The organism is Caloramator quimbayensis (assembly GCF_900167605.1).
Taxonomy (GTDB): domain Bacteria; phylum Bacillota; class Clostridia; order Clostridiales; family Caloramatoraceae; genus Caloramator_B; species Caloramator_B quimbayensis.
Map to the genome: position 1 here is coordinate 1 of NZ_FUYH01000018.1, position 19082 is coordinate 19082.

Below are 19082 nucleotides of genomic sequence, written 5' to 3' on the forward strand. Positions count from 1 at the left end.
AAACAAAACTACAAATGTAATCGTTGAAATTTCAAATGGGGATTTCACTCTTTTTTTATTTAAGGTATTGATTTTTTCTCCAAGATGATATACTTTAGAAAAGTAAGTGAGCATTTGTTTTAAATAACTTTTGTTCATTTCATCAGCATCCTTTTTATGTTTGTTTGTGGTAAAACTATTATAAAAAGGATGCTTTCTTTATGCAATTTTTTTCTCTATATTTTCCAGTAAAAATCGGAAAATACCTAATTTCTACTTACTATTTCTTAACCATTATAAATCAACGGGCTTATCGCCCTAAAAATTTTCAAGTGCGAAATCTCTGCTATTTTTTAAATTTTACCTACGATTACAAGATATTGAATATTATTTTAATATCTATAGGATTTGTAGGGATATTTTTATTGATTAACTTGACTATTATAAAGATAGATATATCTATAGAAGAAGGTAAATACTATAGATTTGATAAAGACAGCAGTGAATTTTTAATCATCAATTTAATAGTGTCCATTTTATTAACAGCGCTGCTTTGTATAGTACATGAAGCCTCAGGGATTATAGGAACAGCATTAGTCTTATTTAATATTTTGATTACTCATTACTGCTTATATATATATCGAAAGCTTTTTGACAGAAATGAGGCTATAAAAAGCCTTCTTAAAGTAACCTGCGATATTGTAAAATACGGAGATTTTAGGGACAAGTGTAAGCACCTGCTTGTAAGCCTAAATGAGCTCATACCATATACTCTTTGTGCAATATATACTTTTGACATTAATAATGATAATATAAGTTATCCAGTTGCATATAATAGTAAGGATATAATAGACATTGGAGATTTAGGATTTAATCTTACTGAGGATTCAATTACATTAAAAATTGTAAGGCAAGGTAAAATATACGTATGTAAAGATATAAAAAAAGATAAGAAAGTGAGAATAGAGGGAAGATTATTAGAAATAGTAAATTCTATGGTTCTCGTTCCAATAGTTATAGGTGAAAACGTTGAAGGACTCATATTGATTGGAGGAGATCAAGAGTTATTAGACTTTACTTATAAAGGAATTGAAGATATATTAAGTATATTATCAAACCAGATGGCCCTTGCAATAGAAAATGATATCTTCTATAGAGGTATTAAAAATAAAGCTGAGGTTGATTCTTTAACAAAGCTTTACAATAGAAGAGTTTTTAATAGAGAAATAGAAAAATTAATAAAAACAAATACAAATTTTTCCCTTGTAATATATGATATAGATAATTTTAAACAAATAAACGATACTTATGGGCATCTTATTGGAGATGAAGTGTTAGAGAGAATATCGGGAGTAATTTTAAAATCCATTAGAAAAACTGATGTTGCATGCAGATATGGAGGAGAGGAAATAGTTATAATATTTAAAGATCTTGGAAAAGAAGATGCATTAATAATATCTGAAAGAATTAGACAAAGCATAGAAAGCACAATAATACATTCAGGTGCTGCGGATATTTCAGTTACAGTTAGCGGAGGGGTTGCTTCATTCCCAGAGGATGGACCTCATAAAGAAGACATTGTAGGAAATGCAGATAAGGTTCTATATTCTGAATGTAAACTCAAGGGAAAAAATAAAGTGTTTGCATATGGCAGAACAGAAAAATATGCTCTTTATAATTAAGTAATAGAAAATTCACAGAATATGCATCAATATTTAATAAAGATTTTATAAAATAGTAGACAAGATATATTATAGCGAGGGATTATTAATGAGAAAGATGATTGAAATACTTGTTAAAGATTATAAAAAAGTAGCCGGAAGGCTATTTTCCCTTATATCTATTATTTTTACATCTGCAATTTATAGATATCTTAATGTCTATAGAGGAAGGGTATATCATATACCAACCGTTATAGATAGTATGATACCCTTTAATAAGTATTTCGTCATACCATATTTAGGCTGGTATATATATCTTGGTTTTTTCCTATTTTATTATTCGGTAGTAGATGAAAAAAAGTATTTTAAGATTCTATGGGGAATTAATGCGGGTATGATGATTTGTTACATTATTTACTATGCTTTTCCGACATATGTTCCCCGCCCTGAAATTCATGGAAACGATGTATTTGATTATCTGATGAGATTTGTGTATAATAGGGACAACCCATATAACTGCTTTCCAAGCATTCATGTGTTTGATGCTGTACTTTTTGGAATATATATTAATAGAGACAACAACTTAAATATTTTTACAAAGATAGTATCAAGCAGTACTGTTATTTTGATAATTTTTTCTACATTTTTCGTAAAACAACATTACATTTATGATGCGGTTTCTGGTATTTTTATTGCATGGTTAATTTATATATTGTTTAATTATAAAGAGGTTATAGTAAAACTCCAAGAAAAACAGGCAGTTTATAAATTAGAAAATAAAATAGGAGAATGATTTGCTTGAAAATAAAATGTAATATATGTCCAAGGTTTTGCAATGTTGATAGAGATAAAGAGATTGGATACTGTAGAGCAAATAGCAGCATTAAGGCAGCAAAGGCTTTTTTGCATATGTGGGAAGAGCCTTGTATATCTGGGGAAAGAGGCTCAGGAACTGTTTTTTTCACAGGGTGTAATCTAAGATGTGTTTTCTGCCAGAATCATGATATAAGTCAAGATGGTAAAGGAAAGGAGATTACTGTAGATAGACTATGTGAAATTTTTTTAGAGCTTCAGGATAAGAAAGCTCACAATATTAATCTTGTAACTCCAACCCATTATACCCTTCAAATACGTGAGGCGTTAATTAAGGCTAAGAGCGAAGGGCTTAAAATACCTGTTATATATAATTCTAACGGTTATGAGAGAGTTGAAACATTAAGGCTCCTTGAAGGGCTTATAGATGTATATCTTCCTGATATTAAGTACTATGATGACAAATACAGCATTAAATATTCAAAAGCTCCGAGATATTTTGAATATGCCTCAAAGGCTGTATTTGAGATGTATAGACAGGTAGGCTCTCCGGTTTTTGACAGTGAGGGTATTATTAAAAAAGGTATTATGATAAGGCATCTTATGCTGCCAGGACTTTTATTTGATTCCAAAAAAATAGTTGATTTTGTTTTAGATAATTTCCCGACAGAAGTTTATTTAAATATTATGAGCCAGTATACTCCAATGCATGATGCAAATAATTATAAAGAGATTAATAAGAAAATTGATAAGAGACATTATGAATCATTAATAGATTATGCAGTTTCTAAAGGACTTAAAAATGGATATATTCAAGATTATGAGAGTTCTACTGCTGAGTATGTACCGGATTTTAATTTTGAAGGAATTTAAAGAGCCCCTATGGGCTCTTTAAAAATTGCTTTTTATTATTTCTTTATAATCAGTTATTTCGATGTTTTTATAAAAAATCTTTAAAATATCTTCATAATCTTTTCCTTCACGAACAAGGCCTATAACACCATATTGACTCATACCTGCCCCGTGCCCAAAGCCGCCGCCGTATAATGTTATTCCCTGCAATTTATTATTTGTCACTTGTTTGTCGATTATAAAAAAACCAGAAGGAATTGCTGATGCATTTTTTATTTTATCTCCGTATAAAGGCGTTATATCAAAATTATCGCTTTTAGGCGTAATAACGTTTCTAATGTTGGACTCCTTTATAATTTTATATTCTCCCGTATCTGAAACTATAACTGCCTCCATTATTATTCCAGATTTTCCTCTTTTGCTTATATATATGTCTTTAATGTTTCCTATGCCTTCTTTAGGTATATCTGCTTTTCTATATATATTAAGAAACCATTTCTTTTTAAAAAATTCAGGATTATTTTTAGCTCTTGAATATATGTTTTCATTTATTGTTTTGCTTAAGACGGATTTATCAATTTCTATTTTCCATCTGAAATATGGGGAATTAGAGTCGTAGGCTTTTACTGTCCAATCCTTTAAAAATTTAGAAGCTGATTCCTCATTAGACAAATCTTTAATGCCGCTATTCGTATAATCTTTAAAGTCGAGATAAGGCTTTGAGTTCTTTTTTAAATCTTTGTTTGTATTAAACCATATTTCATTGAAGGGTGCTCCAACACCGCAGGATGTTGAAAAATATTTTGCATCGATTATCTTTTTATCATAGGAAAGAATTTTACCTCTCGTTTCTTCTATAGCTTTGTCGCATATTGAATTGGAGGGCTGACTGTTATAGGATTGGCTTAAGGTTGTATCATCAAGGTTAAAACCGTATTTTGCAAAACGGCCCGATAGAGTATCTGAAAGAGCATAGGTTCTTGCTGCAATAGCTTGAACTTTATAACCTTCAAGACCTCCGTAGCTGAGCATTTCAGATGGAACAACAAACCTTAAATAATCCTCAATATTAGTTTCGTTTATAAGTCTCATATTATTATCTACTATAGATATTTCAAGCTCGCCGTAATATAAAGGTGTATACCCGTTTTTCCTTTTAAGGCTTGATATTGAAATAGGATCCTTTGAAGAAGATGAAACATATATCCTTTGACTGAATAGTCCAAGGTCTAAAACCTTTTCTTCAGTTGTTTTGCTTATTTTATATATAGAGAGTGAAATAAAATGGTTTTTTAAATCTGCCTTTAAACTCTCGTCTTTTTTAGTTTTATATTCACCCTTTTCAGTTTTTACTATAAGACCTTTTTTTGATGAAAATATTATACTTGAGTGGTTTAATGAGGTAAAGTCAGCATTAGATATACCAATTCTTAAAGCATCAATATCGGGTATATCAACAAGCACAGCACCAATCTTTCCGCTTTCGTCGGCTATGAACTTATAGGAAGAGTATCCTACTATCACGCTGCTATTGGGAAGTTTTTTTATTTTTCCGTCTATTATTTGATAATAGAGAACATACGAACTCAGATTAAGTGTAGATGAATCAATTTCAATTTGGTCTTTGTTTTTCATAAGTACCTTACCTGCATATACTTTTGATGGAGATATTGATATTATTTTTTTTCCTTTAAGGTGTATATTATATGCTAATGAATCAGGTCTATAAAATCTTCTTGGTATATTTATCCATTTAATATTATCTTTGTAATATATTTTTAATGATATATTATTTTTAGATTCTTTCTTATCAAGTACAATTCCGCAGGTAATGTTCAGTGGTTTTAAAAAAAATATATAAAAAAGTCCAATGCTCATTAAAATAAGAATAAACATTGAAATAAAAATTCCTTTATAATTTTTTCTTCTTCTGTTTCTTCTCAAGCTATCACCTACAATCTCTAATATTAACATATCATATTATATAAAATATTGTATAACATTTTAAAGATATATGGATTAAAAATTTAAAAAATATTTTTCAAATGATTACAAATTATGGTCAAAACTTAATCGTATTTTAAGTTCTATTTTAGAGTAAAATATTTTAATATACATCCAAAAACGAATACAAAACTTACTGCACCAAAGGGAGGATACAATAACTTTATTAAATTAGTAAATCCAATAAAAGAGAAGGGAACAGATATTGTTATTACTATTAAAACTGAAATTCTGTAGGATATTTTATATGAATATGAAATTCTTTTGCATAAACTATAGATATTTCCTATTTCCGTCGAAAACATTTCAAGCCATATTACTATTGTAAGAAAAGAAGGAAGTATTATACCAAATTGTTTTGCAATATAAAGATTTGGGATTTCAACGTTAAAACTGTAAGGATAGTATAAAAGTATAGAATAGTTTATTATTAATGAAATAATTGTTAATACTATGCTTCCTAAGATGCAGCCCTTTACAAAGTTATTTTTGTTTTTTATCTCTGCAGTCATTGGACATAGTACGCCAATTGCACTCATTAGGTTAAAGGAAGAATAAAGAATGGAAGAAAGCAGCCAAGTATTTTTCATAGGAATAATATTCTTGAAAATAGAGTGTACTTGATATATTGAAGAACAGGATTTTAAAACAAAAAAACCTATTGCTAATATAGATATAGTTGAAAGAGGTACTATAAATTCATTTACTGTAATAAGGCCCTGTGTAGAGAAAAAACTTATTATTAAGACGAAAAATGCCATGATTAGAGTTCCTGCGGTTTTATTAATTCCTAAATATTCATTTAGCATTGCTCCTCCGCCAGATATCATTATTATGTTGCTTCCAAATATAAAAAATGTTAAGAATACGTCCACAACCGCTCCAACTTTTTTCCCAAGTACTGAATATATTATTTCTTTATAGGATTTAAAATTTAGTTTAAAACATAAAGCTATTATTATAGTTGATATAAAGATGTAGATTATACAGCACAGAATTATTCCAAAAAAACCTTTTATGCCGTATAAACTGAAAAATTGAAGTATTTCTTGACCAGAAGCAAGTCCTGCACCTATTATTATTCCTATGAAAACAGAAGCTATTTTAAAATCTTCTTTCATATTATTCTCCAAATATTGTTACATAAAATATTATTCTTTTAGATTTATAAAAATTCCAAAGCAATGAATTTAATAAAGTAACTATAATAATAAAATAAGTATATTTAAGGAATAATAGAATTAATAAAATATATACTATTTGAAGTAGTAATACCGAGGGTAGGTGAATAATATGAAAAAATGGTTTTGTATGTTTTTGATAATAATTTTAATTTTTACAACGGGCTGCCCCGGAAATGAGAAGAAAAAATCAAATGAATCAAACAAGGTTGAAGTAAATAAGAGTGAAAACAAAATAGACAAAAATGCAGCTTCTGCGTTTATTAACAATTATTTAGCCTATGTACTAAAAGGTGACTTTGATGGAATGAAGTCATTCTATAATGATGAGGTAAAATCCCAGATTAAAAGCATTCCCGTATCTTCAAGTTCAAGGCCTGTGGGTTATAAAATTGATACTGATGACAGCGGACTTGAAGAAAGTCAAAACGAGGGGAAGAGTGCTGCTTTTAAGGTTCATTTATTCAATAGCGGACAGGACATACCTTATTTTTCAGACGATTTGTACAAATATACAGTTGAACTTAAGAATAATAAAATGGTCATATCAAAAATAGAGAAAGAAAAAAGCACTGAAATTTATGAGAAAAATAAAGTTTTATATAAAAGGGAAGGGGACAAGATAAAAGGAGAAAAAATATTATCTTTAAGTGAGATGCCTGATTTTATAAGTTTGAGCAATACTTTATATCCAGGTCAAAAGATTCCTCTTCCTAAAGATGGTTTTGGTCCCTGTGCAATTTCTCCTGATGGGAAAAATATATTAATTACAACAAAGGGTACTTTAAAGACAGCGGGTGCGTCAGGAGGGAGTATAAAAAATGATGTTACCTATGCTTTTATTGCGATATTGAGTATGAAAGAAGATGAGCAGCAGAGTATTCAGCAGAATAAAAATACTAAGGACAGCAAGCAGGTAATCAAATTAGAGGGAGGGGGAGATGAAAAAAATAAAGAAGAGTCTTCGGGAAATGAAGAAAGCAAAACTGGAGCGGAAGGACAGGAGAAGGAGAAAGTCCAATTACCTTCTATAAAAACCCTCGATCTTTATGTAGAAGCAAAAATTAAAACGGCGGCATTTTCGCCGGATGGAAAGTTTATTATAGTTGAATATATACCTCCTTCGGGTTTAAATAGAATAAAAATGTATAAAGTTCAGGAGAGAGAGATAGTTGAACTTATCGTTGACAGACAGTTTTTACCTGATAGGTTTGGGATAGTTTCTCCAGCTTTCATATCTTTTGAAGAGCTGTCTTTCAAAGTAGTACCTTCAAAGGATGCAACATCTGAAGAGCAAAAATACGAAGGAATATGGAAGATGGACATTAAAGAGCAAAAATTAAAGCCCTTTTAATAAAATATAGCAATAATAATAATTCCGTATGTTTTGTAAAAACTTTAACTTTGTTGAAAATTAAAAATTGTTGGCCTATAATGAAAGTGAAAAAATATGATTGGGGTGGGGGTAATATGAGTTTTAACGAGGAGCATAGAGTGATAAGCTTGTGCCGTAAAAAGTTAGAAAAAAGAATCGATAAAATCATTCTGTTTTTTGATAAGCTCAACTTTTTCTTAAGGGAAACTAAAGATGAAAGGCAGAAAAATAATTACAAGACACCTATTGCGCATTGATTTTTGTTTAATATGTACAAACTATTCATATAATTTTGATATATCAATAATATTTAATTGATGTTAAAATTTTAATAAATAATTGAATTTGGGGGTTTTGTTATGGCAAAGGTGTTATTAAAGAATATTTACAAGGTTTATCCTGGAAATGTAGCTGCAGTTAAGGATGTTAATCTCGACATTGAAGATAAGGAATTTGTGGTTCTCGTTGGACCTTCAGGATGCGGAAAGTCAACTACTTTAAGAATGATTGCAGGTCTTGAAGAAATAACTTCTGGTGAATTGTATATAGGAGACAAGCTATGTAATGATGTTGCACCAAAGGATAGAGATATAGCGATGGTTTTCCAAAACTATGCACTATATCCACACATGACTGTTTATGAGAACATGGCTTTTGGATTAAAGCTTAGAAAAATTCCAAAGGATGTCATAGATAAGAAGGTTAGAGAAGCTGCAAAGAGTCTTGACATTGAACATCTTTTAGATAGAAAGCCAAAGGCATTATCAGGAGGACAAAGACAGAGAGTTGCTTTAGGTAGAGCAATAGTTCGTGAACCTAAAGTATTCTTAATGGATGAACCTTTATCAAATCTTGATGCAAAACTAAGGGTACAGATGAGAGCTGAAATTTCAAAGCTTCATAAAAGATTAAATACAACATTTATATATGTTACTCATGACCAGACGGAAGCTATGACTATGGGTACAAAAATAGTTGTTATGAAGGATGGAGTAATTCAGCAGGTAGACAGCCCTCAGAGGATATATGAGCATCCAGCAAACATATTCGTTGCAGGATTTATGGGAAGTCCTCAAATGAACTTTATAAATGCAAAGCTTACAAAAGAAGGAGAGAAAGTTTTTGTAAACTTTGGAAAAGTAAAACTATGTCTTCCACAGGATAAAGCTAATATAGTTATTGAAAAAGGATATGTTGGAAAAGACGTTGTATTTGGAATAAGACCTCAGCACATAGATGACAGCGTTGATGCTGTAAGCCAAAATCCTGAAACAGTTGTTGAGGCTAAAGTTGAATTGATTGAACATATGGGTTCAGAAACTTATTTGTATCTTGTTTGCGAGGAAAATAATATAATAGCAAGGGTTGCGCCAACAAGTAAGGCTCAAACTGAGCAGGTTATTAAAGTTGCATTTGAGATGAGCAATGTTCATATATTTGATAAAGAAACAGAATTGGCTGTTTTTTAATGGAGGATTTTATGGGCTTTTGTGAAGGTATCGAAAAGGCACTAAAATGCAATATAGGTATATATGATTTAAAAGGTAATATTATTTGCGGGAGCAATATTGGTTTTTGCTATACAGATGATATCTTGTATAGGGATAATTTAACTTATATTAGATGTGACAGAATTATTATTAGTGCAGATTGCTTGCTTTCACAGGATGCCATTAGTTTAATTAGGTTAATATCATCTTATGAACGGGGAAAAGAGGCTGCAGTTTTTGTGCAGCCTCTTGAGTATATTTTGAAAAATGATGTATCCTATGAAAGTTTAATAGGGAGATATGAAGGATATACTTCGTTATATATAAAATGCACGGAAGACGTAGAGGATGTTCTTTTTAATATCTACAGCGGATATGATGTAGAAATTATTAAGGATGAGAGTGGAATATACCTCATAAAGAAATTTGAAGATGTTGAAAATGAGGCAAATTCAATAATAAATGGGATTTGGGATGAAAGAGGTATAAATATAATAATAGGATCGGGAAGAATAGTTAAAGATAAATATACTATAAAGCACTCTTTTGAGGATGCAAAACTTTCAGCAATGCTTGCTGAAAAATTAGGGTTTAAGAACGGATACTTTATTTATGAAAAAATGGTAATTTATGATTTGATTAATTCCTTAGATAGAAATGATTTAGAAAAACTTTACGATGGAATATATGATGGTTTTTTTGATGTCATAAGGGACAGGGAGCTTATAAATACAGCAGAGGAATTTTTGAAGTGCGATTTAAATATTAGTGAGGCGGCAAGGAGACTTTATATTCACAGGAATACTCTTCTTTATAGAATAGAAAAAATAAAATCATTTACAGGGCTTGATATAAAATCCTTTGAGGAAGCAATGGTATTTAAGCTTCTTCTAACAATTTATCGTCTTAAATCAAAATGATATGGAATATTTTGTTTATACTTTTCCCCCATAATAGGTTAAAATATTATGGGGGTTGATTTTTATGAGGATTAATTTGATACCATCTATTGAATATATAAAAGAAGAAGAAATGGAGGGAAAAAATGTTGTTGTAATAGATGTTTTAAGGGCAACATCTGTGATAACAACTGCCCTCTATAATGGAGCATCTGAGGTTGTAACTGCAGTTGAAATCGATGAGGCTTTAAAATATAAAGATGAAAATACTCTTCTTGGAGGGGAGAGAAGGGCTCTTAAAATCGATGGATTTGATTTTAGTAATTCCCCAATAGAATACAGCAGGGAAGCGGTTTTTGGGAAAAGGATTGTTCTTACAACAACAAACGGAACAAAAGCTATAAATAAATCAATGAGGGCAGAAAAGATATTTATTGGCTGTATGATGAATGGAAAAGCAGCAGCAAAAAAAATAATTGAATATGATAAAGATGCTTTTATCGTTTGCGCGGGTACGTATGGAAAGTTCTCCCTCGATGATTTTATATGTGCAGGGAAAATAATAAATGATGCTGTTGAAGAAAAAGATGTACAGATAGATGATTTTGCTGCAGCAGCTCTTCTATCCTATAGAGATAATAGGGATGATGTAATATCCTATGTAAAAAACGCATATCACTATAAATATCTTATATCTATAGGACTTGAGGATGATATAAAATATTGCTTTAGGGAAGATGTTTTTGATGTCGTACCTGAGTATAGGAATGGGAGCATAAGGCTGTAAGTGTGATAAGCTATAATAAAGCTTCATTAAAAAGCAGAAGATTTTTAATGAAGCTTTATTTTTTCATAAGTTATATTCATATGGATTTAGTTGAAAATTTAAGTCTATATTACTTGAAGGATTAAAAATTTAAGATACAAGGTTTCTCCTGAATTCCAAAGCACGGGGTGGTCCTTTGCCTGAGTCCTATATTCTATCTGCCTTATGGTCTTTTTGGCATCCCTTGCCGCATCCATTATAACCTGCATAAATAATTCAGGATACATATAATGCGAGCAGGAACATGTTATTAAAAATCCACCGGGTTTTAAAAGCTTCATACCTCTAAGGTTAATTTCCTTATATCCTCTAAGAGCTCCTTCTATTGCAGAGCGGCTCTTAGTAAAGGCAGGAGGATCTAAGATTACAACATCGTATCTTTTACCTTCCTTTGCCCATTTGTGAAGAACGTCGAAAGCATTATGTGCTTCAAATTTACATACATCTGATAGATTATTTAACTGAGCATTTCTTCTTGCGAATTCTACTGCATGTTCAGAAACATCAATCCCAAGTACGCTTTTTGCACCGTAATATCCTGCATGAAGAGAAAAAGAGCCAGTGTGGCAGAAACAGTCGAGAACATCAGCACCTTTAACTATATCTTTAAGAGATGCTCTGTTTTCTTTCTGGTCAAGGAAATAGCCTGTCTTTTGACCTTCTGCTATATCTACGAAAAACTTAACGCCATTTTCTGAAGTTTCCACAGTTGTATCAAAGGGAGCAGATAAAAAACCTTTTACTTGGCTTAGGCCTTCAAGCTCTCTTACAGGAACATCGTTTCTCTCATAAATACCCTTTGGATTTATTACTTCGTTTAATACTTTTACTATAGTGTCCTTCCATTTATCTATTCCAAGAGCGAGAGTTTGTATTACAAGGTAATCTCCATATTTATCCACTATTAGCGCAGGAAGAAAATCGGCTTCACCAAAAACTACTCTGCAGCAGGTTGTTTCTATTGTTTTTTTTCTGTATTCATAGGCAGTTTCTATTCTTTTTCTAAAAAAATCTTCATTTATTTCTTCATCTTTATTTCGTGTCATAATTCTAACGGTTATCTGTGACTTTGGATTTATGTACCCTTTTCCAATAAATCTTCCTTTGAAATTATAAACCTCAACTATATCTCCAGCTTCATAATCCCCATCAATTTTTTCAATTTCATTAGAGTATACCCAAGGATGCCCTTCTTCAACTCTAAGCCCTTTTTTATAACCAAGATACACCTTTGCCATGAAAATTCCTCCATATTATAAATTACATATGTAGTATAGCATAATATTGAAAAAAATAAACAGGCATATGCCTGTTTATTTATGTTTGCTTACATAATTTCTTAATATATGTATGTCGTTAAGATTTAGAGATATGAATTCCCCTCCAGATGTATACCAGCCGTTTTCTGCTTTACTCCATTTAACCTTTATAAGAGCCTTGAAGGGGATGTTGTCTTCTACCCTGAAATAAAAGGACAAAAAACTTTCAACTGGAATAAAAAAATTTGATTGAAGGCATATCCCGGTTTCGGAAACGTTTAACACAAAAAGATGCCCTTCTTCTTTGAAGGTTCTTTGCTCCCCATTATATATTAAAGTTGGATATAAAATTTCACAATCCATCCTTGCTCTTTCATATTTACGTTTTTCTACCCCAACTCAATCCCTCCTATAAATATTTTATAATATTATATCAAATTTAAGAATTATTTGTAATATTAAATATTTTATATCTTTTATTTATAATACATCAAAAGTCATAAATGGTGCAAAATAATATTAAAGAATGGAGGGATATTATGAAAGTTTTCCCGATTGTAGCTATAGCAGATATAGTAATTATAATCGTTTCTTTTGCACTTTTTTCAGCTTTGATATCAGGTGAAAAAAGGCATAGGATATGGGAAAAATACATAAGTTCATTTTCGAGATTTGTAATATATATCTTTATAGTTACTATTGCAGTAAACGTTATAACTGCATTAATAGTTTATGCCTTAAGATATGAGCGATATCTTAATATAATTGCACCATCAATACAATCCATAATAATTGGATTTATTGCATCCTGTGTTCCAAGACGTGGCGTTGAACATAACAAGAGCAAAGATAAATAGTTTTAGCATCTGACAAAATGTCAGATGCTAAATAAAAATAAAAAATAATGCTTGCAAAAAATTAAAATCTGATATATAATTATCAATGTCAGGCATCGGGGTGTAGCGCAGATGGGAGCGCGCGTGGTTTGGGACCATGAGGTCGCAGGTTCAATCCCTGTCACCCCGACCAGTTGGTTTAGCTTATGCTAAACCAATTTTTTTAAACTTTAATATTTACGGGGCGTAGCGCAGATGGGAGCGCGCGTGGTTCGGGACCATGAGGCCGCAGGTTCAAGTCCTGTCGCCCCGACCAGTAAAGAGCTTGCAACTTTTAATGTTACAAGCTCTTTTGTTATATACAAAGAATTTATTTTCTTTTTTCAATCAGCTTATTAAAAAATCTGTTGTTATAAAATTCCATAATAACAATTAAGAATAGTGCTGCTATTAAAAACATCTTACTTGAGTTTAAAGTAATGACGTAGCTGAAAATACCTTCTCCATATATTCTTCCAAGAATAAACTTTAAAATTATTATCATTACTGCCATAAGAGCCAAGCCGTATACCTCTAACTTGCCGCTTTGCCTGCCGGAGAGCATTATTCTTTGAGATAGGGATGTTAAATAGGATTTTTCCTGAGAAGCTTTTTTTACTATTGGTATTATTATAAGAGATACTAAGCTTATTATTATAAATTGATTTACATTGATTCCAAAGGCAGCAATAGAATTATCCATCCTATTTAATGCAGCCATAAAAAAGGAAGTTAAAATCAAATAGAATAAGTAATTTTGAAAAAAATTAAAGATTGTGTAAAATACATTTTTGTCACTTGAATATTCTTTTATTATGGAATCACAGAATTTTTCATAATCCTTTCCTATGACAAAGCTTGCTGTTTTGTTTTGGTTTTGTGCTTCAAGGAGCATATCGAGTATCTGCTGAAGAATTTCTTCTTTTTCTACATCTGTAAGGCTACTGTTTCTTATATAAATTGTAATGCTTTTAAAAAGATATAGGTTTGTCTCGCTTAATTTTCTTTGCTGTTTTAATCTGAGCCTCTTAAGGTTTAATTCTAAAAACATATTTTATCCCTCCAAAACATTATCCACACTATTTTTTATTTCTTCCCATGATAATATGAACTGTTCAAGCTCTTTATGGCCTTCCTCGGTTAAGTAGTAGTATTTTCTCATAGGGCCTAAAGGAGATTCTTTTAAAACAGAGTAGAGCAGTTTTTTCTTCTCAAGCCTTATAAGAATAGGATAAACGCTCCCCTCGGATATTTCTTCAAATCCATATAAGCTGAGTTTTTCGCATATTTCATAGCCATAGGTTTCGTTTGAACTTACTATTTTTAATATGCATCCTTCAAGAAGTCCCTTTAGTATTTGTGTTGTACTTGCCAAAGAATCACCTACTTTGTAATACATAATAGATTATATAAAAATAATAACACTGCTATTATGCAATGTCAAGTAGTGAATAACCCATAATACTAAAAGTCAAAATTTTGTTTTTTAGTATTATGGGCTTTAAAATTAAATATAAATTATTTCAAAAACTCTTCTCCAATTTTATAAACATCTCCGGCACCCATAGTGATTAATAAGTCTCCATCTGAGAGTTCTTTCTTTGCATAATCTACTATTTCATCAAAGGATTTTATATATTCTGCATCAACACCATTTTTACAAATCGCATCACAGAGCATTTCAGAGCTTACAATTCCCGTATCCTTTTCTCTTGCTGCATATATATCGGTTAGTATCAGCTTATCTACATCGTTAAATGCCTTAGAAAATTCATCAAAAAGTGCTATGGTTCTGCTGTAGGTATGGGGCTGGAAAACGCAGCAGAGCTTTTTATGGGGATAATTTTTTGCAGCCTTAAGAGTTGCTTTTATTTCTGCTGGGTGATGAGCATAATCATCGATTACAGTAACTCCATCTTTTTCACCTTTCTTTTCAAACCTTCTATGGGTTCCTTTAAAGTTTATAAGGCTTTGAAACATTGTTTTTTTGTCAACTCCAAGAAAACTGCAGCATGCAATCGCAGATAGAGCATTTAATACGTTGTGTTCACCGGGGATTGAGAGTTTGAAGTCGTAAAAAAATTCTCCATTATAAAGCGCTCTAAAGGATGCACAGCCCTTATCATCATAAGCTATATTTGAAGCTGAAAAATCTCCACTGCTTAATCCGTATGTTATTTTATGGCAGGCAACTTTGCTCATTATGTCCATTACTCTTTTATCTTCACTGCAACCAATAAGACAGCCCTCATCAGGGATTAGTTTAGCAAAGCTTAAAAAAGTCTCATGTATTTCATCTATATCTTTATAGCAATCGAGATGATCGGCATCGATGTTAAGTATTATTCCGATATAGGGATAAAATTTGAGAAAACTCTTTTTGTATTCACAGGCTTCGGTTACAAAATATGGACTTTTTCCAGGCCTTACATTTCCTCCTATTGCATCCACTTCTCCTCCAACCATTATAGTAGGATCAAGATTTGCATCGAGGAGCATAAGGGATATCATAGAGGTAGTAGTGGTTTTGCCGTGGGTTCCTGAAACGGCTACACCTTTTTCATATTTTTTCATTATTTCTCCTAAAAACTCCGCCCTATCCATAACTAAAAGATTTAATCTTTTAGCCTCTATAAGTTCTGGGTTATCTTCCTTAACAGCAGCGGTATAAACAACTATATCTGCTCCGTGGACGTTTGAAGCGTCATGACCTATATATATTTTTGCACCAAGGTTATAAAGCTTTTCTGTCAGTCTTGAGGCTGCTCTATCGGATCCGGATACATTATAACCATAATCTATTAGTATTTCAGCAAGGCCGCTCATACTTATTCCGCCTATGCCTATAAAATGTACTCTTTTATTTACATCATTATAAAGGTCAAACATATAATCACTCCTAAGTATCTATTATTAATAATTATGGACAAAATAATTATAACATAATACATTTTTATATAATAATAAAAAATAAGTTTATGCTATACAATACTTATTATTTTCTTGAAATATATACTTTTTTGTTTTAGAATGAAATATATGATAAAAAAAAATAAAATTATTCGTATTTTAAGCCTTCTTATTAGATTTATGAATAAAATTTAACTTTTATGACAAAAATATATAAGAATGATAGGATGTGGTACTTTGAAACGTTTACATAGAAAGGAACGAGTAGCAGCAATATTAAAAATACTTTCTGATAATCCTAATAAAGTGATAAGCTTAGGATATTTTTCAGATTTGTTTCAGTCTGCAAGGTCTACTTTAAGCGAGGATATTGCAATAATTAAAGGTGTAGTTGAAAGCCTCGAATGCGGTGTTGTTGAAACAATACCAGGTGCTGCTGGCGGGGTAAAATATGTTTCTGGCGTTTCAAAAAATGAAGAGACAGAGTTTATAAATGAACTTTGCAATATGATAAAGAATCCTACAAGGATTATTCCAGGCGGATTTTTATATATGAATGATATAATATATTCACCAGATATTGCCTCGAAAATTGGTATTATATTTAGTCAGCATTTTAAAGATAAAAATCCTGATTATGTTATTACAGTAGAAACTAAGGGAATACCTATTGCGCTTATGACAGCAAAAGCTCTTAATGTTCCTTTAATAATAGTCAGACGAAACAGCAAAGTTACAGAGGGCTCAACAGTAAGTATTAACTATGTTTCGGGTTCTTCAAAAAGAATACAGACCATGAGCCTTTCAAAGCGCTCGGTGGAAAAAGGAAGCAGATGCATATTTATTGATGATTTTATGAAGGCTGGAGGAACGGCTAATGGAATAATTGAACTGATGAGAGAATTTGATTCTTCAGTTGTAGGAATAGGAATACTTATTGAATCTTTTACCGAGAGCAAGAGGCTTGTTGATGATTATGTATCATTAATGAAGCTTAAATCTGTAAATGAAGAAAGCGGAGAGATTGTACTATATCCTTCAAAGCAAATTTAAAAAAATTTTTAAAATTTATGTTAAAATAGCAGGAAAATTAAAAAAAATGAAGAATTATAAAGTAATAAGCAACTGGGAAGGTGGTGAAACCATGCAAATTACAGATGTTAGAGTAAGAAAAATAACTAATGAAGGTAAGATGAAAGCTATTGTTTCAGTAACATTTGACAATGCATTTGTAGTACATGATATCAAAGTTATAGATGGGCAGAATGGTCTTTTTATTGCTATGCCAAGCAGAAAGACTCCCGATGGAGAATTTAAAGATATAGCTCATCCAATCAACACTGAAACAAGAGAAGCTATCCAGTCAGCAATTCTTGCTGAATATGAAAAGGTAAAAAACAGTTCCGATGCAGAAGTAAATCAAGAATAAAGAGGAAGTCAATAGGCTTCCTTTTTATATGTATTTATGAAAATATTTTGAAAAATTCAATTGCAATTGAATAAAGTTCAGTATTGAAATATAATATAATAGGTTAATTAAGAATTTAAAACTGATTGAGGTGCAGTGTATGGATAGTTGTTATGGTATAGTTCTGGCTGCTGGTGAAGGCAAAAGAATGAAATCTAAACTGCCAAAGGTTCTTCATAAAATCTGCGGCAAAGCCATGATAGATTATGTAACTGATTCTATAAAATCTGCAGGAGTTAATGATTTTGTGGTAGTTATAGGTCATGGTAAAGATATAGTAAAGTCTCATCTTGGAAGTGAAGTTAAGACGGTAGAACAAGACAGGCAGCTTGGTACTGGTCACGCAGTAATGTGCTGTGAGGACTTTTTGAAGGGAAAAGATGGTGTTGTTATAGTTCTTGCTGGTGATGCTCCTCTTATTAATGCAAATACCATTTCAAATGTACTTCAATATCATTCTTTAAATGGTTTTTCCACTACGATTCTAACGGCAAATGTTGAAAATCCAAAGGGTTTTGGCAGAATCATAAGAGATAATGACGGAAATGTTGAAAGGATAGTCGAGGATAAAGACGCTACATCTGATGAAAGAAAGGTTAAAGAGATTAATTCAGGAACCTATTGCTTTAACATTTCAGAGCTTTTGTTCGCACTAAAGAAAATAAATAATAATAATGCACAGGGAGAATATTATCTTACTGATGTTATTGAAATTTTAAAAAAAGACGGAAAGAAAATTGGAGCATATGTTTCTGACTTTACAGAATTTATGGGAGTAAATTCAAGGGTTCAGCTTTATGAAGCAGGCATCGTTATGAAAGAGAGAATAAATAAAAAGCTGATGGAAGATGGAGTTACAATAATTGATCCACTTAGTACCTATATCGATGCAAGTGTAAAGATAGGGAAAGATACGGTTGTTTATCCTAATACTATAATAGAGGGTAATACTTCAATAGGTGAGGACTGTATAATAGGGCCAAACAGCAGGATAGCTAACAGTATTATAGAAAATGGAGTTGAGTGCCAGTATTCCGTTGTTTTGGAAAGTATTATAAAGTGTGATGCCAAAATTGGACCCTTTGCATATATAAGACCTGAATCTGAGATAGGTAAAAAAGTAAAAATAGGAGATTTTGTTGAAGTTAAAAAATCAAAAATAGGAGACGGAACTAAGGTGCCCCATTTAACATATGTTGGGGATGCGCAGATTGGTGAAGGATGCAACCTTGGCTGTGGAACTATTACAGTAAATTATGATGGCACTAATAAGCATAATACTATAATTGGAGACAAATCTTTTATAGGATGCAATACGAATCTTGTGGCACCAGTTAAGATTGGAAACAATGCATATGTTGCTGCAGGTTCAACTATAACTGATGATGTTCCAGATGGGGCATTGGCAGTTGCAAGAGAAAAACAGGTGAATAAGGAAGGATGGGTTGAAAAGAGAGGTCTTTGGAAAAAATAAATTATACAGGAGGAAA

18 protein-coding genes, 2 tRNA genes and 1 pseudogene are annotated in these 19082 nt (G+C 31.4%); 14 read left to right on the forward strand and 7 right to left on the reverse strand.

Annotated features, from left to right (window positions below):
* The first annotated feature begins 404 nt into the window (after positions 1 to 404).
* From B5D15_RS10920 to B5D15_RS10930, 3 genes are all read left to right on the forward strand, one after another.
* Complete coding sequence (locus tag B5D15_RS10920; RefSeq protein ID WP_179122275.1) at positions 405 to 1661, forward strand: sensor domain-containing diguanylate cyclase; 1257 nt, start codon at positions 405 to 407, stop codon at positions 1659 to 1661.
* 88 nt (positions 1662 to 1749) lie between these two features.
* The gene (locus B5D15_RS10925; protein ID WP_078697166.1) at positions 1750 to 2433 is read left to right on the forward strand and encodes a phosphatase PAP2 family protein; all 684 of its coding nucleotides are present in this window, start codon (positions 1750 to 1752) and stop codon (positions 2431 to 2433) included.
* On the forward strand, positions 2430 to 3326 hold the full coding sequence (locus B5D15_RS10930) for a radical SAM protein (RefSeq protein WP_078697167.1): 897 nt from the start codon (positions 2430 to 2432) through the stop codon (positions 3324 to 3326). The genes B5D15_RS10925 and B5D15_RS10930 overlap by 4 nt, the downstream gene beginning before the upstream one ends.
* An 18-nt stretch (positions 3327 to 3344) precedes the next feature.
* Here the strand turns inward: B5D15_RS10930 and B5D15_RS10935 are convergent, their stop codons facing one another.
* A complete protein-coding gene (locus B5D15_RS10935) occupies positions 3345 to 5249 on the reverse strand; it encodes a SpoIID/LytB domain-containing protein (protein ID WP_179122276.1) in 1905 nt (634 codons plus the stop codon).
* Between the two features lie 143 nt (positions 5250 to 5392).
* Positions 5393 to 6430 carry a YkvI family membrane protein gene (locus B5D15_RS10940; protein ID WP_078697169.1) on the reverse strand — a complete coding sequence of 346 codons (1038 nt, stop codon included), beginning with the start codon at positions 6428 to 6430 and terminating at the stop codon, positions 5393 to 5395.
* Between the two features lie 172 nt (positions 6431 to 6602).
* Between B5D15_RS10940 and B5D15_RS10945 the strand changes: the two genes are divergently transcribed.
* The 5 genes from B5D15_RS10945 to B5D15_RS10960 all read left to right on the forward strand — a co-directional run bounded on the left by B5D15_RS10945 (position 6603) and on the right by B5D15_RS10960 (position 11041).
* Complete coding sequence (locus tag B5D15_RS10945; protein ID WP_078697170.1) at positions 6603 to 7844, forward strand: hypothetical protein; 1242 nt, start codon at positions 6603 to 6605, stop codon at positions 7842 to 7844.
* A 116-nt stretch (positions 7845 to 7960) separates the two neighbouring features.
* On the forward strand, positions 7961 to 8122 hold the full coding sequence (locus tag B5D15_RS15475; RefSeq protein ID WP_179122277.1) for a hypothetical protein: 162 nt from the start codon (positions 7961 to 7963) through the stop codon (positions 8120 to 8122).
* Between the two features lie 102 nt (positions 8123 to 8224).
* Positions 8225 to 9334 carry an ABC transporter ATP-binding protein gene (locus B5D15_RS10950; RefSeq protein ID WP_078697171.1) on the forward strand — a complete coding sequence of 370 codons (1110 nt, stop codon included), beginning with the start codon at positions 8225 to 8227 and terminating at the stop codon, positions 9332 to 9334.
* 11 nt (positions 9335 to 9345) lie between these two features.
* Positions 9346 to 10275 carry a PucR family transcriptional regulator gene (locus B5D15_RS10955; protein WP_179122278.1) on the forward strand — a complete coding sequence of 310 codons (930 nt, stop codon included), beginning with the start codon at positions 9346 to 9348 and terminating at the stop codon, positions 10273 to 10275.
* A 64-nt stretch (positions 10276 to 10339) separates the two neighbouring features.
* Positions 10340 to 11041, forward strand: a complete 702-nt coding sequence (locus tag B5D15_RS10960) for a 2-phosphosulfolactate phosphatase (protein WP_078697173.1) — start codon at positions 10340 to 10342, stop codon at positions 11039 to 11041.
* Between the two features lie 104 nt (positions 11042 to 11145).
* Here the strand turns inward: B5D15_RS10960 and B5D15_RS10965 are convergent, their stop codons facing one another.
* Complete coding sequence (locus B5D15_RS10965; protein WP_078697174.1) at positions 11146 to 12318, reverse strand: class I SAM-dependent rRNA methyltransferase; 1173 nt, start codon at positions 12316 to 12318, stop codon at positions 11146 to 11148.
* A gap of 75 nt (positions 12319 to 12393) precedes the next feature.
* Positions 12394 to 12717, reverse strand: a pseudogene (locus B5D15_RS10970) (PilZ domain-containing protein); the annotation flags it as partial.
* A gap of 161 nt (positions 12718 to 12878) precedes the next feature.
* Here B5D15_RS10970 and B5D15_RS10975 point away from each other — a divergent pair.
* From B5D15_RS10975 to B5D15_RS10985, 3 genes are all read left to right on the forward strand, one after another.
* A complete protein-coding gene (locus B5D15_RS10975) occupies positions 12879 to 13196 on the forward strand; it encodes a hypothetical protein (RefSeq protein ID WP_078697176.1) in 318 nt (105 codons plus the stop codon).
* Between the two features lie 96 nt (positions 13197 to 13292).
* Positions 13293 to 13368, forward strand: a tRNA-Pro gene (locus B5D15_RS10980).
* 47 nt (positions 13369 to 13415) lie between these two features.
* A tRNA-Pro gene (locus tag B5D15_RS10985) sits at positions 13416 to 13491 on the forward strand.
* 54 nt (positions 13492 to 13545) lie between these two features.
* Here B5D15_RS10985 and B5D15_RS10990 read toward each other — a convergent pair.
* The 3 genes from B5D15_RS10990 to murC form a co-directional block, all read right to left on the reverse strand.
* Positions 13546 to 14265: a DUF1048 domain-containing protein gene (locus tag B5D15_RS10990; protein WP_078697177.1), complete on the reverse strand. Its 720-nt coding sequence runs from the start codon at positions 14263 to 14265 to the stop codon at positions 13546 to 13548.
* A 3-nt stretch (positions 14266 to 14268) separates the two neighbouring features.
* Positions 14269 to 14589 carry a PadR family transcriptional regulator gene (locus B5D15_RS10995; RefSeq protein ID WP_207651466.1) on the reverse strand — a complete coding sequence of 107 codons (321 nt, stop codon included), beginning with the start codon at positions 14587 to 14589 and terminating at the stop codon, positions 14269 to 14271.
* Positions 14590 to 14732: 143 nt separating this feature from the next.
* Positions 14733 to 16103 (reverse strand): UDP-N-acetylmuramate--L-alanine ligase, encoded by a 1371-nt coding sequence (gene murC / locus B5D15_RS11000; RefSeq protein ID WP_078697179.1) that lies wholly within the window; start codon positions 16101 to 16103, stop codon positions 14733 to 14735.
* A 258-nt stretch (positions 16104 to 16361) separates the two neighbouring features.
* Between murC and purR the strand changes: the two genes are divergently transcribed.
* From purR to glmU, 3 genes are all read left to right on the forward strand, one after another.
* Positions 16362 to 17177 (forward strand): pur operon repressor, encoded by an 816-nt coding sequence (purR, locus tag B5D15_RS11005; RefSeq protein WP_078697180.1) that lies wholly within the window; start codon positions 16362 to 16364, stop codon positions 17175 to 17177.
* 91 nt (positions 17178 to 17268) lie between these two features.
* The gene (gene spoVG, locus B5D15_RS11010) at positions 17269 to 17553 is read left to right on the forward strand and encodes a septation regulator SpoVG (RefSeq protein ID WP_078697206.1); all 285 of its coding nucleotides are present in this window, start codon (positions 17269 to 17271) and stop codon (positions 17551 to 17553) included.
* Between the two features lie 139 nt (positions 17554 to 17692).
* Entirely contained in the window at positions 17693 to 19066 is a 1374-nt protein-coding gene (gene glmU / locus B5D15_RS11015) for a bifunctional UDP-N-acetylglucosamine diphosphorylase/glucosamine-1-phosphate N-acetyltransferase GlmU (protein WP_078697181.1), read from the forward strand.
* Positions 19067 to 19082: the final 16 nt, after the last annotated feature.

What these genes read in the sequence shown, in the direction of transcription:
- B5D15_RS10925 (WP_078697166.1), top strand. Translation starts at nt 1,750, where the DNA reads ATGAGAAAGATGATTGAAATACTTGTTAAAGATTATAAAAAAGTAGCC.
- B5D15_RS10930 (WP_078697167.1), top strand. Translation starts at nt 2,430, where the DNA reads ATGATTTGCTTGAAAATAAAATGTAATATATGTCCAAGGTTTTGCAAT.
- B5D15_RS10940 (WP_078697169.1), bottom strand. Translation starts at nt 6,430, where the DNA reads ATGAAAGAAGATTTTAAAATAGCTTCTGTTTTCATAGGAATAATAATA.
- B5D15_RS10945 (WP_078697170.1), top strand. Translation starts at nt 6,603, where the DNA reads ATGAAAAAATGGTTTTGTATGTTTTTGATAATAATTTTAATTTTTACA.
- B5D15_RS15475 (WP_179122277.1), top strand. Translation starts at nt 7,961, where the DNA reads ATGAGTTTTAACGAGGAGCATAGAGTGATAAGCTTGTGCCGTAAAAAG.
- B5D15_RS10950 (WP_078697171.1), top strand. Translation starts at nt 8,225, where the DNA reads ATGGCAAAGGTGTTATTAAAGAATATTTACAAGGTTTATCCTGGAAAT.
- B5D15_RS10955 (WP_179122278.1), top strand. Translation starts at nt 9,346, where the DNA reads ATGGGCTTTTGTGAAGGTATCGAAAAGGCACTAAAATGCAATATAGGT.
- B5D15_RS10960 (WP_078697173.1), top strand. Translation starts at nt 10,340, where the DNA reads ATGAGGATTAATTTGATACCATCTATTGAATATATAAAAGAAGAAGAA.
- B5D15_RS10965 (WP_078697174.1), bottom strand. Translation starts at nt 12,318, where the DNA reads ATGGCAAAGGTGTATCTTGGTTATAAAAAAGGGCTTAGAGTTGAAGAA.
- B5D15_RS10975 (WP_078697176.1), top strand. Translation starts at nt 12,879, where the DNA reads ATGAAAGTTTTCCCGATTGTAGCTATAGCAGATATAGTAATTATAATC.
- B5D15_RS10990 (WP_078697177.1), bottom strand. Translation starts at nt 14,265, where the DNA reads ATGTTTTTAGAATTAAACCTTAAGAGGCTCAGATTAAAACAGCAAAGA.
- murC (WP_078697179.1), bottom strand. Translation starts at nt 16,103, where the DNA reads ATGTTTGACCTTTATAATGATGTAAATAAAAGAGTACATTTTATAGGC.
- spoVG (WP_078697206.1), top strand. Translation starts at nt 17,269, where the DNA reads ATGCAAATTACAGATGTTAGAGTAAGAAAAATAACTAATGAAGGTAAG.
- glmU (WP_078697181.1), top strand. Translation starts at nt 17,693, where the DNA reads ATGGATAGTTGTTATGGTATAGTTCTGGCTGCTGGTGAAGGCAAAAGA.